This is a genomic window from Arthrobacter sp. P1_B3, from assembly GCF_056406615.1.
On sequence record NZ_JBFTZV010000001.1, the window covers coordinates 401,906 to 416,377 of the forward strand.

General features: G+C 68.3%; 13 protein-coding genes. 6 read left to right on the forward strand and 7 right to left on the reverse strand.

Going from position 1 to position 14,472, the window contains the following annotated elements:
- Positions 1-33: 33 nt before the first annotated feature.
- From AC1D2F_RS01895 to AC1D2F_RS01920, 6 genes are all read right to left on the reverse strand, one after another.
- Positions 34-321 (reverse strand): DUF7218 family protein, encoded by a 288-nt coding sequence (locus AC1D2F_RS01895; RefSeq protein ID WP_364746923.1) that lies wholly within the window; start codon positions 319-321, stop codon positions 34-36.
- 304 nt (positions 322-625) lie between these two features.
- Positions 626-907: an HPr family phosphocarrier protein gene (locus tag AC1D2F_RS01900; protein WP_229995967.1), complete on the reverse strand. Its 282-nt coding sequence runs from the start codon at positions 905-907 to the stop codon at positions 626-628.
- 70 nt (positions 908-977) lie between these two features.
- Positions 978-3,059, reverse strand: coding sequence for a PTS fructose transporter subunit IIABC (locus AC1D2F_RS01905; RefSeq protein WP_229995966.1), 2,082 nt, complete (start codon positions 3,057-3,059; stop codon positions 978-980).
- Between the two features lie 2 nt (positions 3,060-3,061).
- Complete coding sequence (locus AC1D2F_RS01910) at positions 3,062-4,048, reverse strand: 1-phosphofructokinase family hexose kinase (protein WP_229995965.1); 987 nt, start codon at positions 4,046-4,048, stop codon at positions 3,062-3,064.
- The gene (locus AC1D2F_RS01915; protein ID WP_229995964.1) at positions 4,045-4,863 is read right to left on the reverse strand and encodes a DeoR/GlpR family DNA-binding transcription regulator; all 819 of its coding nucleotides are present in this window, start codon (positions 4,861-4,863) and stop codon (positions 4,045-4,047) included. The genes AC1D2F_RS01910 and AC1D2F_RS01915 overlap by 4 nt, the downstream gene beginning before the upstream one ends.
- Positions 4,864-5,459: 596 nt before the next feature.
- Positions 5,460-5,723 carry a DUF6458 family protein gene (locus AC1D2F_RS01920; protein WP_229993992.1) on the reverse strand — a complete coding sequence of 88 codons (264 nt, stop codon included), beginning with the start codon at positions 5,721-5,723 and terminating at the stop codon, positions 5,460-5,462.
- 275 nt (positions 5,724-5,998) lie between these two features.
- Between AC1D2F_RS01920 and AC1D2F_RS01925 the strand changes: the two genes are divergently transcribed.
- From AC1D2F_RS01925 to AC1D2F_RS01940, 4 genes are all read left to right on the forward strand, one after another.
- Positions 5,999-6,616, forward strand: a complete 618-nt coding sequence (locus AC1D2F_RS01925) for an alpha/beta hydrolase (RefSeq protein ID WP_229993991.1) — start codon at positions 5,999-6,001, stop codon at positions 6,614-6,616.
- A gap of 129 nt (positions 6,617-6,745) precedes the next feature.
- Positions 6,746-7,837: a LacI family DNA-binding transcriptional regulator gene (locus AC1D2F_RS01930; RefSeq protein WP_476966064.1), complete on the forward strand. Its 1,092-nt coding sequence runs from the start codon at positions 6,746-6,748 to the stop codon at positions 7,835-7,837.
- A gap of 164 nt (positions 7,838-8,001) precedes the next feature.
- Positions 8,002-8,745: an HAD family hydrolase gene (locus AC1D2F_RS01935; protein WP_229993989.1), complete on the forward strand. Its 744-nt coding sequence runs from the start codon at positions 8,002-8,004 to the stop codon at positions 8,743-8,745.
- 94 nt (positions 8,746-8,839) lie between these two features.
- A complete protein-coding gene (locus tag AC1D2F_RS01940) occupies positions 8,840-11,170 on the forward strand; it encodes a glycoside hydrolase family 65 protein (RefSeq protein ID WP_229993988.1) in 2,331 nt (776 codons plus the stop codon).
- Positions 11,171-11,273: 103 nt separating this feature from the next.
- Here AC1D2F_RS01940 and AC1D2F_RS01945 read toward each other — a convergent pair whose 3' ends face one another.
- Positions 11,274-12,647 (reverse strand): MFS transporter, encoded by a 1,374-nt coding sequence (locus AC1D2F_RS01945; protein WP_229993987.1) that lies wholly within the window; start codon positions 12,645-12,647, stop codon positions 11,274-11,276.
- A 125-nt stretch (positions 12,648-12,772) separates the two neighbouring features.
- Here AC1D2F_RS01945 and AC1D2F_RS01950 point away from each other — a divergent pair, with 125 nt between their 5' ends.
- Both AC1D2F_RS01950 and AC1D2F_RS01955 read left to right on the forward strand, forming a co-directional pair.
- On the forward strand, positions 12,773-13,663 hold the full coding sequence (locus AC1D2F_RS01950; protein WP_476966065.1) for a hypothetical protein: 891 nt from the start codon (positions 12,773-12,775) through the stop codon (positions 13,661-13,663).
- Positions 13,654-14,403 (forward strand): 5-oxoprolinase subunit PxpA, encoded by a 750-nt coding sequence (locus tag AC1D2F_RS01955; RefSeq protein WP_229993985.1) that lies wholly within the window; start codon positions 13,654-13,656, stop codon positions 14,401-14,403. Before AC1D2F_RS01950 ends, AC1D2F_RS01955 begins: the two co-directional genes overlap by 10 nt.
- Positions 14,404-14,472 lie beyond the last annotated feature (69 nt).

Genomic DNA, 14,472 nt, shown 5'->3' on the forward strand with positions numbered 1-14,472 from the left:
CCGGAAGCCGGCTGGCGCCGTCGCGCACGCTAATCAGGAGTTCCGCAGGGCGGAGATGAGCTCGCTCTTCTTCTTGGCAGAGTAGCCCGTGAGGCCGATCTCCTTGGCGCGTGCCTTCAGCTGCGGCACTGTCCAGTCCTCATAGTCTCCGGCCTTGCCGCCCTTGCGGCCGACTGAGGAACGGCCCCGTTTGGCGGCGGCGTTGGAGATCCTGGCGGCTTTTTGCTTGGAGGCGCCGTCCTCGAGCAGCTTCTCGTAGAGCTCGGGGTCCTTGATGCTGGGGCTTTCTGAGCCGCGGGGCTCGCCCTTCTTTGTTGGCATGGCTGCGCGATCATCTCCTTCGGCCGGGAACCACTTGGGCGGCGGCCCGCGGACGGTGCCGCCGGGGATTCCAAACTAGCCGCGCCGCGGAGCCGTGACAAGCATTCACTAAGCTCACTGACAAAAATCACGGTCTCCCGCGCAGCCAGCCCAGCCAGCCCAGCCAATTCAGCCAATCCAGCCAGTTCAAGCCGGCGCAGCCACAGGGGTGGCCCGGCAACGCGAAGGCCCGGCCGGCCCCTCATCGGGGGCGGCCGGGCCTTCTGAAGCTGCCGGTGTTCCGGCGCGGGGCCGGAAGGTGAGGCTATTCGGCGTCGTGATCCGTCTCAAGGATCTGCACGAGGCGGTCCAGTGCCGCGTCGGCGCCTTCGCCCTTGGCACGCAACACCACAACCTCGCCGTGGGAGGCGCCCAGGCTCATCAGCGACAGGATGCTGGCGGCGTCCATGGCCTCGTCCTCCGGCTCGCCCAGGCGGGCGATCGTGATCTCGAGGTTGTCGAACTCGCCTGCAGCCTCGGCGAAGATGGCTGCCGGACGGGCATGCAGCCCAACGCGGCTGGCAATGGTGGCGTTACGTTCGGTCATTTCTGCTCCTTGAAGTCAGCTTCTGTGTTTATCAGCTGTGGGTGTTTGCTTGAAAGAATCATGCACTGGTTCAGGCGGCTACGGGAACCGTTTCCACCGTATCAACCGGCTTCTTGACTGCCCAGCGTTTGAGCGCGATCACGGCGAAGGCACTCACGACGGTACCGGCCGCAATGGCGACGACGAACATCAGGAAGGGATCGATCGCGAAGAAGACGAAGATTCCGCCGTGCGGGGCCTTGGACCCCACGCCCGCCGCCATCGAGATGGCGCCTGTCACGGCTCCGCCGAGCATGCTGGCGGGGATGACGCGCAGCGGGTCGGCGGCGGCGAACGGGATGGCGCCTTCGGTGATGAACGAGGCGCCCAGCAGCCAGGCGGCCTTGCCGTTTTCCTGTTCCGCGAGGCTGAAGAGCTTCTTGTTCAGCACGGTCGCAGCAAGTGCCATGGCCAGCGGCGGGACCATGCCGGCGGCCATGACGGCTGCCATGATCTGCCACGGGGCCTGGTTGGTGATGGAGGCTGCACCCAGGCCGGCGACGGCGAAGGAGTAGGCCACCTTGTTGACCGGACCGCCGAGGTCGAAGCACATCATCAGGCCCAGGATGACGCCCAGGGCGATGGCGCTGGCACCGGTGAGGCCGGACAGGAATTCGTTGAGCCCGACAGTGACCCGGGCGATGTAGGCGCCCAGGAACACGAACAGCAGGCCGGAAGCCGCGAGCGACGCTATGAGCGGGATGATGACCACCGGCATCAGGCCGCGCAGCCAGCGGGCCACGTTGAGCTTGCCGATCGAATGTGCCACGTAGCCGGCGATCAGGCCGCCCACGATGCCGCCGAGGAACCCTGCGCCCATGAAGACGGCAACAGCGCCGGACACGAAGCCCGGGGCGATGCCGGGCCGGTCAGCGATGGCGTAGGCGATGTAGCCGGCCAGTGCGGGTACGAGGAAGCCCAGGGACAGGGCGCCAATCTTGAACATCACGGCACCGAGGTATGCGCCCAGCGGGCCCCACGCCAGTTCCGGATACACGGTGGGCAGGTTGAAGAGGCTGTTTTCCGCCAGGATCTTGTCCGCGAAGGCGGTGATGTCGTAGCCGCCCAACAGGAAGCCTAGGGCGATCAGCAGACCGCCGCCGGCCACGAACGGGATCATGTAGCTGACACCGGTCAGGAGGGCCTTCTTCAGCTTCGTGCCGATGTGTTCGCTCTTTTCCTCGGCCGCGAGCTCGGCCTGCTCCTCGGCGCCGAAGTGCGGCACGCGGTGGGCGTGCGGATTGTCCGCGGCGGCGAGTGCTTCGGCGACCATCTTGTCCGGTTCGTCGATGCCGCGCTTGACCGGCGCGTTGATGACCGGCTTGCCGGCGAAGCGCTCCTTGCCGCGCACATCCACGTCCACGGCGAAGATCACGGCGTCGGCGGCCGCGATCACGGCGGGGTCAAGGGCCTTGGCGCCGGAGGATCCCTGGGTTTCCACCTGCAGGTCCACGCCGACTTCCTTGGCCGCGGCAACCAGCGAGTCGGCGGCCATGTAGGTGTGGGCGATGCCGGTGGGGCAGGCTGTGACGGCGACGAGGCGCTTGGGCCTCTTGGCCTTCGCTGCGCCGGCACCTTCTCCCTCAGCACCCGCGACAGTGGCTGAGGCGGCGGCCGCGGAAGCGGCGCCGGTCGCTTCGGCAGGGGTGTGGGCGGCCGGCTTGTCCGCCAAGGCGGCGTCGACGAGCTCGACAATCTCCGCCTGGGAGGTCGCGGCGCGCAGGCTGGCCGTGAAGTCCTTTTTGATCAGTGACCGCGCCAGCTTCGACAGCAGCTTCAAGTGGTCCTGGTCCGCGCCTTCAGGAGCGGCGATGAAGAAGATAATGTCCGCGGGCCCGTCCTTGGCGCCGAAGTCGACCGGCTGGGACAGCCGCGCCATCGCCAGGGTGGGTTCGGTGACCGCCGTCGAGCGGCAGTGCGGGATCGCGATGCCGCCCGGGACTCCCGTGGCGGTCTTCGATTCCCGGGCAAAGGCGTCGGCGAAGAGGCCTTCGGCCTCGGTGGCGCGTCCGGTGGCTGCAACTCTGCCTGCCAGATGCCGGATCACGTCCTCGGGCGAGCTGCCCAGATTCTGGTCGAGCTCGACCAGTTCGGTAGTAATGAGCTGTGTCACTGTCAATCCTTCCGGAGGGCCGTGATGGTTACGGCATCAGGGGTGGTTTGGTTGACTGCCGGGACAGTGGAGCCAGGCAGGGAAGCGGCGGCGGCACCATGGGCCACCGCCTGACGGAGGCAATCGACCGGGGCGGCGCCCTGGCTGGATGCGAGCAGGTATCCGGCCAGCGAGGAATCGCCGGCGCCGACAGTGCTGACCGCGGTGACCGGCGGGTGCGTGGCCAGCCACGCGCCGTCGGCCGTCACAAGAACGGCGCCCTTGGAACCGAGGGTGGCCAGTACAGCACCCACTCCGGAGCGCACGACGGCGGAGGCGGCCGCTGCTGCAGCCTCCGGGTCCGCTTCGAGCTCCTCGGCGGACTTGTTCGTGGCGAACCCGGCTGCGGCAGCCAGTTCCACCAGTTCCTCGGCGTTGGGTTTCAAGAGGTCCGGTTTTCCCGAGGTGTCGCCGGAGACCGCTGCGGCGAGGGGTTCGCCGGATGAGTCGACGGCGACCCGAGGTGCGGTCTCGCCGTCGAACAGGGAACGCAGCCGCCGCGTGACGGTCGCGTAGAAGTCGGCTGGAACCCCGGGTGGGAGCGAGCCGGCCAGGACCACCCAGGCGGCACCGCGTGCGTGGTCCAGCAACAGGCTGATCAGGGCCTCCTGCTGATCCGCGCTGAGGACCGGTCCGGGTTCGTTGATCTTGGTGGTGACGCCGCCGGGCTCCGTGAGGGCCACGTTGCTGCGCAGCGGCTCGCCAATCGGGAGGGCCGCGAACGGAACGTCGGTCTCCCGCAGGCCCGTGAGGACAGGGTCGGCCTCCGAGCCGGGGAGGACAGCAATTGTCTTGAGCCCCGAGGCGACGAGGGCGCGGGAGACATTGACTCCCTTGCCCCCGGATTCCTGGCGGACGGAGATGGCCCGCTGAACTTCCCCGCGGAGGAGCGGGCCGGGCAGCGCTACGGTGCGGTCCAGGCTGGGGTTGGCGGTGAGGGTGACAATCACGCGACCACCACCTCCACTCCGGCTTCCGCAAGGGCGTCGGCGAGTTCCCGGCTGGGTTGCGTGTCTGTGATCACGGTGTCCAGATCTTTTAACGAGGCGAACTGGACAAGCGTCTCCGCGTCCAGCTTGGAGGAATCAGCCAGCACCACTATGCGGCGCGCTGATTGGACGAAGGCAGCCTTGACAGCGGCTTCTTCAGGATCGGGTGTGCTCAGCCCGAAGGCTGCATGGATGCCGTTGGTGCCGATGAAGGCGATGTCCGGGCGGATCCGGCGCGCGGCCTCCACCGTGGACTGGCCGACAGCGGCCTGGGTCAGGCCGCGGACTTTGCCGCCGAGCAGGTGCAGGGCGATGCCGGGTTCGCCGGAGAGCCTGGATGCGATGGGCAGGGAGTGGGTGATGACGACGAGTTCGGCGTCGGACCCGGGTCCGGGCAGACTGCCGGCTGCGGCGGCTCCGGCGGCCCGGGCGGACAGGAGCTCGGCGAGGGCCTCCGTGGTGGAGCCGGCGTCGATCAGGATGCTGCCGGTGAGGCCCGGGGGCATGAGGGCAAGAGCGGCCTCGGCGATCCGGATCTTCTCGGGCTGCCGCTGAACGGTCCGCTCGAGGATGCTTTCCTCCGTGGTGCTGAAGCGGTCGGGGGAAACAGCGCCGCCGTGCACCCGGCGGACGCTGCCGGCGGCTTCCAGGGCGGCGAGGTCCCGGCGGACGGTTTCGGTGGTGATGCTGAAGCGTTCGGCCAGGTCCGTGACGCTGGCCCGGCCGCTGGCGTAGATGAGCCCCACGATCAGCTGCTGGCGCTCTTCGGCGAACACTTACCCTCCATTGCGTACTGCGTCTGACTTGGTTTTTGTTCTTGCCCGGGCTTCCGTATTTCGAAAACCCGTTCCCGCCGCTTCGGTGACTCCCGTCACATGAAGTGGAATTGTTTGACTTTATCTTCGTTCGTGTTGGTTTGTCAATGAAAAACCACATGAACGCAGAAAGTTGTGTCCGCGGCGGGGGACATGTCCATTGTTCGGGGATGGCTGCGGGGCGGGTTCTGCGGGACATGTCCAGTGTTCGGGCCGGGGAGTGGGCAGGTTGGGATTATGTCCATGGCTCCTCCGGGGGGCGGGACATGTGCTCCGCCCGGGGTGGCTGCGGGGCGGGTTCTGCGGGACATGTCCAGTGGTTGGGGCGGGGAGTGGGCATGATGGCACTATGTCCACGGCTCGCTTGAAAGGCTGGGCATGTGCTGCGTTGGGCTGGGCGCCTCCGGGCTGGGCATGTGTTCCCTGGGGTGGGGCCGTGGGACATGTCCAGCGGTGGGAACAAACAGCCCGCATGGCGGAAGCCGGGCCCGACCTCAAGGTCCGGCCCGGCTTCCGGGTCGTTGGATTCCGCGCCGCGAAGGGTGCACGGGAAAGTCTCAGAGGCCCGCGTCGCGGCTCTCATTGCGGGTGATGGTTTCGCCGGTGTTGGGGTCCACGACCGTGCGGCTTTCGCTGACCCGGCGCGTGCGGCCGCGTCCGGGGGAGGCGAGGACGAGCGAGGCGATGAGCCCAATCACGCCGACCGCCATCAGGATGTAGCCGATCATGGCCTGGTTCACGTTGGGGATCAGCCCCGGGGCGACGGCCCAGGCAAGGATAGCGCCGATGGCGATGAGGAAGATTGCGGAACCGATTCTCAAGACGATCTCCTTGGTGCCTGCAGGGGCAGTTTGGTGATGCTAAGCATGCTGTCCAGCGTCACGCTACAACCCCGACCCTGCTGTTTCAATGAATCACCCCCGGACCGGCCGGGATATTTCCGCGCCGATTCCGGACATCCGGCCCGTAATCGGACGGCCGCGCCGCGGATCCGGGGGGCAGAAGTCCGCTTCCGCGGCGGAACTCGGGGCCGGTCAAGGACGCTGCGCCAAGCATGCTGCGCGGAGCCCGAGCCCGCGCTGGATAGGCTGGGCCCATGGAGACGGTCGTCTGGTCAAAACCCGAACACGAACGCGCCGGCACGCCGCTGCTGGTGATGCTGCACGGCTACGGCACGGACGAGTTGCGGATGTCCAAGCTGTTCGGTTCCCTGCCGCCGGAGTTCAGTTGCGCTGCCCTGCGCGGGCCCAAGGACATCGGAGACCACCACGGCTGGTTCCTTTTGGATTACTTCCTCACCCACGACTTCGCCGACGTCATCGCCTCCACGAACGCGGTCTTCGCCTGGATCGAGTCCGTCAAGTCCCGGCACAGCAGCGTCAGCCTGTTCGGATTTTCGCAGGGGATGGCCATGGCCAGCACGCTTCTGCGGCTCCGGCCTGACCAGTTCCGCGCGGTGGTCGGGCTCTCGGGTTTTGTCCTGGACAACGAACTCCTGACTATGAGCGAATCCTTCACCTCCCGCCCGCCGTTCTTTTGGGGCAGGGACAGGGCCGACGTCGTGATTAACGACGCCGCCGCCGAACACACCGAGGAGTGGCTGGAGCAGAACACCCAGCTCACGGCCCGGACGTACCCCGGCATGGGACATTCGATTTCCAAGGCCGAACTCGTGGACGTCAGTGCGTTCCTGCGGCACTACGTCCTGCGCTGACCAGACGCTGAGCAGCCGCCGCCCGCCCGCAGCCCTGGACGCCGTCCCGCCGGCCGCCCAAACACCCACCCGACATGGGACCATCCACTTGCATGCCAAATTTGTAAGCGCTTACAATCGACCTCGGCCATGAACACCGGGCCCACTACTTCGGGGGGAGAAAGGGTCGAGCCCGTGCCGCAGGCCAAGACCTCGCGTGTGAGAATCCAGGACGTCGCCGCGCTCTCCGGGCTCTCCATCTGCACCGTCTCCCGTGCACTCCGGCAGCTTCCCAACGTCTCGGCACAAGCCAAGGCAAGGGTCGGTGCCGCGGCAGCCCAGCTGGGCTACAAGGCCTCGGCGGCAGCATCCCGGCTGGCCGGCGGCAACACCGGTTCCGTGGCCATCATCGCCCCGACCGCCACGGCATGGTTCTTTGCCCGGGCGGTGGAAGCGGCCGAGGAAGTCCTTGCCGACAGCGGCTATGACACCGTCCTGATCAGCCTCCGGAACCGGCCCAGCGTGCAGCAGAAGCTTTTCGGCGACCTCGCGGGCCTGGCGCAGCGCGTGGACGGTGTGCTGCTGCTCAACATCGGCCTCGGTGAGGCCGACATGGCCGCGCTCGCAGGGTCGGGCCTCGCCGTGGCCAGCGTCGGGATGCACGGCGTGCCGTGGGACAACGTGGGGATCGACAACGCGGAAGCCGCCCGCGCCGCCACCAACCACCTGCTGGAACTGGGCCACCGGGACATTGCAATCCTCGCTGGCAGCGAAACCGGTGCGCCCTCCCTCGTGACCGCCAGCGAGCGGCGGCGGGGCTTCGAGCAGGCCCTGGCCGGCCACGGCCTCGAGGTCGATCCGGACCTCGTGCTCGACGCCGGCTCCAGCATCGAAGGCGGCCGGCTGGCCATGGTGGAGCTCGTGGAAAACCGCAGAATGCCGTCCGCGATCTTCGCCGGCTGCGACGAGACAGCCTTCGGAGCGCTCATGGCGATGCGGGAGTTCGGTTTGTCAGCGCCGGAAAACGTGTCCATCATAGGAATAGACGATCATCAGATGAGTTGGTTCCTGGGCCTGACCACTATTGCCCAGCCAGTGGCCGACCAGGGCGCTTTCGCGGCCACCCTGCTGATTGAAAGACTTCATTGCTCGGGACTTCCCAATCCGCCCCTTGCCGGTCCGCCGTCGAACCATCTGCTGGACGCCAAACTGTTGGAACGCACCAGCACGCGCCGCCGCTGATCCGGACGGTGCCCGCCGCCGGAACGGACCCAAACACAGCAGCAAAGGCCGGGGCCGCCGTCGCAACGGACAGCGCTTGGACCGACTGCCCTGCACTGACTGCCTTAGACCATAACTTTGATCAAACCGTCTTGCCTGCCCGTTGTCTGAAAGGACTTTGACTCATGACTGTAGTTCCCGACACCTCCGGCCTCGCCGGTGCGCTCTCCGGCGCATCCGCCATCCTTTTTGACCTCGACGGCGTCCTGACGCCCACCGCGGTGGTGCACGAGCAGGCCTGGAAGCAGCTCTTCGACGGCTTCCTGGCCTCGGTCCCTGAGGCTGCGCCGTACCGTGAGAGCGATTACTTCGACCACATCGACGGCAAGCCGCGCTTCGACGGCGTCCGGGACTTCCTGGCCTCCCGCGGGATTGTGCTGCCCGAGGGTCCGGCGGACGACGAGCCCGCGCATGACACCGTCCATGGGCTGGGCAACCGCAAGAACAAGGTCTTCAACGACATCGTCGAGGCCGGCGGAGTCCAGCCCTACGAGGGCTCCGTCCGGCTTGTCGACGCAGCACTGGCCCGCGGACTCAAGCTCGCCGTCGTCTCCTCGTCCCGCAATGCCCCTGCCGTGCTCAAGGCTGCCGGGCTCTCCGATTACTTCCCGGTGGTGGTCGACGGCGTCATCGCCGTCACCCAGGGGCTGCCCGGCAAACCCAGCCCGGCCACCTACGAATACGCCGCCCGGCTCCTGGATCTGCCGAGCCAGGACTGCGTCGTGGTGGAGGACGCCGTCTCCGGCGTCCAGGCCGGCAGCGCGGGAGACTTCCGCTCGGTGATCGGCGTCGACCGCGGAGCCGGCCGGCAGACGCTGCTCGACGCCGGGGCCACGGTTGTGGTCAACGACCTCGCCGAACTGCTCTAGCTCTGCGACGGCTTCCGCCGCCTAACACCTCATCCCTCCCGGCTCCCACCGCCTAGCCCACTGCCCACTCCCGCCGAAGGAACCCCCTAAAACCATGGCTCTCATCACCTCGGACCGCGCCCGGTTCCCCAACGATCCCTGGCAGCTGGTCGAGACCGTCCATCTCCCCGGCAATGCCGGCACCTTGGAGACCCTGTTCAGCCTCGGCAACGGGCACCTGGGCATCCGCGGCGCGCATTGGGGCGCCGCTGATGCCGAACTTCCCGGCAGCTTCATCAACGGCTTCCACGAGACCTGGGACATCAAGCACGCGGAAAACGCCTACGGCTTCGCCCGCACCGGCCAGCGGATCCTCTACGTCCCGGATGCCAACAACTTCACCGTCATCATCGACGGCGAGCCGTTGAGCCTGGACGAGTCCACGGTGCTGGACTACCGCCGCTCGGTCGATTTCGCCACGGGTATCTACGAGTGCCGGATCACGTGGCAGTGCCGCTCCGGCGCGGCCGTGACCACCACCGAACGCCGTGCCGTCGGCTACGAATCCCGCGGCGCGCTGGGCATCAGCCTCGAAGTGGCGGCGGACCGGGATATCTCCGCCGACGTCACGTCCTCGGTCATCAACCGCCAGGACCAGCCGGTGGACGACCACTCCGCCCACGATCCGCGCCGCGCCGGCCGCCACGCCGGGCGCGTGCTGCTGCCGCTGAGGCTCGACGGCGGGGACGGCTCCCTGCGCCTGTCCTGGGAAGCCTCCGAATCCAAGCAGCGGCTCGGGATGGCCGTGGACCACTGGACCTCGGCCGGGGTGCAGCCGTTCGACACCCAGGTGGACCAGGACGACAGCAGCGTCCGCTACGTGCTCGCCGTCAGCGCGGACGTACCGTTCGTGCTGGAGAAGAGCGTCAGCTACGCCGTGGGCCAGGCCGCCGAGGACCTCGCGGACAGCGCCGAAGCCAGCCTCAAGCCGGTCAGCGAGATCTTCACCCAGAGCGAGGACTACTACCGCGGCTACTGGAGCACAAGCGACATCGTGGTGGCGGGCCAGACCGAGCTCCAGCAGGGCATCCGGTGGAACCTCTTCCAGCTCGCACAGGCCACTGCCTGCGCCGATGTGGCCGGCATCCCGGCCAAGGGCGTATCCGGCTCCGGCTACGACGGCCACTACTTCTGGGACCAGGAAGTGTACCTGCTGCCCTACCTGACCTACACGAACCCGGGCAACGCCCGCCAGGTCCTGGAATTCCGCCACGACCTGCTGCCCGAGGCGAAGATCCGCGCCAAGGAGCTCAGCGTGGACGGCGCCCTCTTCCCCTGGCGCACCATCAACGGACTCGAGGCCAGCGCCTACTACGCGGCAGGCACCGCGCAGTTCCACATCGCCGCCGCGATCGCGTTCGCGACCAACCGGTACATCTGGGCCAGCGGGGACACCGAGTTCCAGGACACCCTGGGCTCCGAGCTGCTGATAGAGACCGCCCGGATGTGGGCGTCCCTGGGCTTCTTCGGCAAGGACGGGCTCTTCCACATCCACGGCGTCACCGGCCCCGACGAGTACACCGCCGTCGTCAACGACAACCTGTACACAAACGTCATGGCGCGGTTTAACCTGCGCGCCGCGGCGGCGCTGGACCACCCGGAGATCGACGACGCCGAACGCGAGTTCTGGGAACAGGCCGCCAACCGGATGCAGCTGCCCTACGACGAAGACCTCCAGGTCTACTCCCAGGACAACGACTTTATGACCCTGGAGCCGTGGGACTGGACCACGCCACGGTCCAAGTACCCGCTCCTGCTGCACTTCCACCCGCTGGTGATCTACCGGCACCAGGTCCTCAAGCAGGCGGACAGCGTGCTGGCCATGTTCCTGCAGTGGCAGGACTTCACGGCCGAGGAAAAGCGCCGAGCGTTCGACTTCTACGACCCCATCACCACCGGCGACTCCACGCTGTCCGCCTGTGTCCAGGGCATCATGGCGGCCGAGGTCGGCTACGGCAAGGCTGCGCTGGACCACTTCACCCACGCCCTGTTCATCGACCTCGACGACACCCACGGCAACACGATCGACGGCGTCCACATCGCCAGCACCGGCGGGGTGTGGAGCTCGCTGGTCAGCGGCTTCGCCGGTCTGCGGGACCAGGGCGCGGTACCGTACTTAGATCCGCGGCTGCCGGCAGAATGGGACGGACTCGAGTTCCACCTGAAGATCCAGGGCAGGCTCCTGCACATCGGGCTGGAGCAGGGCTCGATCAGCCTGACCGTCCGTGAGGGCGCGCCGCTGGAGGTCGACGTGCGCGGGGAACTGCTCACCGTCGACGGCAACCCGGCCCGGGTTCCGCTGGCGCCCGTCACGGACCCGGAGCCCACCATCTTCCCCAGCGGCCTTCCCACGGCGTCGATCCCGGTGGTGCGCGCCGCGGTCTGAGCCCCCGCGGCCTGAGGCGCCGGTGCCCTGACGGTGCGGGCGTCCGGTTTGCGGCGGTCGCCGCGGGGGCAGATGAGGGCGGATCGGCGGCGTCGATCCGCCCTTAACTGCCCGCCAGGCCGTCCTCGGCGGGTTCTTCCGCGCCGCTGGATTGTTCTGTTTCGCGGGCCTCTTCGGCGCCGCCGGCGAGCGGATGGGCCAGCTCGTCGGCCGGCATCCGCGCCACTACCATCGCGACGGCGGCCATCACCGGACACACGGTTCCCGCGACGAGGAAGATCAGCCACAGCGGCAAGACTTCGGCGGCCGGTCCGGCCAGTGCCATGGAGACCGGCATGAGGGCCAGCGACACGAAGAAGTCCAGGCTCGAGACGCGGCCCAGCAGATGCGGCGGGACACGGCGCTGCAGCAGGGTTCCCCAGATCACCATGCCCACGCTGCCGGTGGCGCCGAAGACAAACAGTGCGGCGGCCACGGCCCAGAAACTGTCCATGATTCCGATGGCGGCGATCGGCAGGCTTCCCAATCCCCATGACACCATCATCACGGTGAGGTAGCGGCGCGGGAGGGGAAAAGAGGCCGTGGCCAGCGAGGCTGCGGCGCCGCCGACGCCCATGATGGCGAGCAGGAAGCCGAACATGCGCGCGTCCCCGCCGAGCTGGTCCCGGACCACGAACGGGATGAGGACCTCGATGGGGCCTATCAGGAACAGCACTGAAATGCAGGCCCAGAGCAGGGTCCACAGCAGCCAGGGCGTGCGGACGGTATAGCTGACGCCCTCGCGGAGGTCGTGGCGCAAGGACTTCTTGGCCCGCGTCTGGCCTGAAACGTTGGCCCCGCCGCTGGCCGTACCCTCGGTGCCCACTGTGCCCGGCGCCCCTGCCGCGGGCTGGCGGTGGAGGAAGTTCAGGATGCAGAAAGCCAGCAGGTGGCAGACCGCCACACCGGTGACGGCGTACGCGGGGGACATGGCCGCCACCAGGACCCCGGCAACGGCCGGCCCGGCGGCCTGCTGCAGGATCGGCCGCATGGTCCCCTCCAGGCCGTTGGCCGCCAGCAGGTCCTCGGGCGGCAGGATCCGCGGCAGGATGGCGGAATAGGCGGGGAAGAAGAACGCCGCCCCGACGCCGAGCACGAAGGCCCCCACCGCCAGATGCCAGAGCTGCAGCAAACCGGCCATGGCCAGCGCGCTGATGCTGGCGATGACGGCGAGGTTGGCGCCCTCGACCGCGATGATCAGCAGCCGCTGGGGGACGCGGTCCGCGGCGATGCCGCCGGCCAGCAGAAACGCCACGAGCCCGACGCTGCCCGCCGCGGCCACGAGCGAGAGTTCCAGCGGACCGCCGCCGAGATAGATCACCTCGTAGACCATCGCAACGGCCCACATCCCGGAACCGAAGATGGAGATGGCCAGCGCCGTGATCAGCACGCGGTACTCCTGGTGCGCGAAGGGGCTGAGGGCTCGCAGGGCGGGCATGGGCCCAGTCTAGTAGCCGGCCACCTGGCCGGACCGGAGGGGTGCGCCGGCCCCGGGGCTGGGTCTGGCCGGCCCGTGTGTAGTGTTAAGTGCACTTAGTTTTATGGTTCCGACGAGAGGCGATCATGGCCAAGCGCAGCAACCCGGCAATGAAGATTGCCCAGGAAACAGCCCACAGCGCGATGTTCGACGCCGCAGGCCAGCCCCGGCCCGGCCTGCACAAGGTGCTCCTGCGCGCGGTTGAAGTCCAGCGGCCCCTGGTGCTGGCCAATATCCRCAGGCTCCAGCGCAGGCACCCGCACGCCACCGCGGCGCAGCTCGCCGCCATCCTGGAACGCGACTACCTGCTGGCCGTCACCGGCGGCGGCGCGCTGGTGGGCGGGGCGGCCGTGATTCCGGGCGTCGGAACTGCCGCCGCACTCGGTCTCTCGGCCGCCGCAGCCGTCGGGTTCCTCGAAGCCACCGCGCTGTATTCCACAGCGCTCGCTGAACTGCACGGCGTGCGGATGGTGGATCCGGACAGAGCCAGCACCCTGGTCATGGCGATCATGCTGGGAGAGGAAGGCACCCAGCTGCTGAGCTCGCTGAGCGGACAGGCGGCGGGCCGGGGCAAGGGGCCCACCCAGGCCTGGACCGCGGCCTTCACCCGGCGCGTCCCCCTCGCCGGCTTCGGTGCCGTGCGGGCCAAGATCCAGACGATGTTCCTGCGCTCCCTGCTCAAGACCCAGGGCACAGCCTGGCTGGGCCGTGCCCTGCCCTTCGGCATCGGCGCCGTCGTAGGCGGAGTGGGCAACCGGGTGATGGGCCATGCGGTCGTGGCGAACGCCAAGGAAGCCTTCGGGCCCATCCCGGACACGATCCCGGGAGAACTGCAGGCCTTGGCAGAAACCACCGGGCCGCTCGCGCTCTACGAAACTTCCCTGGACACGCCACCGGGGACGACGCCGGACAGCGGCACCCCGAACAACGGCACCCCGAACACCCCAACGAAGGGCGGCGGCACGTTTTGGATCTGAACGCTGATCTGGGGGAGTCCTTCGGGACCTGGACCATGGGCGACGACGCCGCGATGTTTCCGCTTGTCACGAGCGCCAGCGTGGCCTGCGGGATGCACGCCGGCGACCCTGTGACCATGCTCGACACCTGCCGGGCCGCCTACGAGCTCGACGTCAACGTCGGCGCCCACCTTGGCTACCCGGATCTGGCCGGCTTCGGCCTGCGCTCGCTGGACATGACCTTCGATGACCTGTTCGGCGCGGTGCTGTACCAGCTCGGCGCGCTCGACGGCGTTGCCCATGCCGTGGGCGCCTCGGTGGACTACGTCAAGCTGCACGGGGCGCTCTATGACCGCACCGTGCGCGACGCCGAGCAGGCCTCCGCAGTGATCGCCGCCATCCAGGCCTACGATCCCGGACTGCCCGTCCTGGGCTTCCCCGGCTCAGCCTTGCTGCAAATCGCCCGGGACGCCGGACACCCCGTCTTCGCCGAAGCCTTCGCCGACCGCGCCTACCTCCCGGACGGCACCCTCGTGCCGCGCACGGAGGAAGGCGCCGTGCTGCTCGACGCCGGACAGGTCGCCGAGCGGGCCGTCAGGCTCGCCACGAAGGGCGAGGTCGAGGCGGTGGACGGATCGGTGATCGCGGTGAGGGCGGATTCGCTCTGCCTGCACGGGGACACACCCGGCTCCGTCAGCGTTGCCGCCGCCGTGCGGGCCGCGCTGGAGGCCGCCGGCGTGGAGCTGGAGAGTTTCGCCTGACCCGCAGCCAGGCAGCCCCCAAACCGGCACCGGCCGGCGTGCGCACCGTGTCCTAAGGCCCTATCCGGG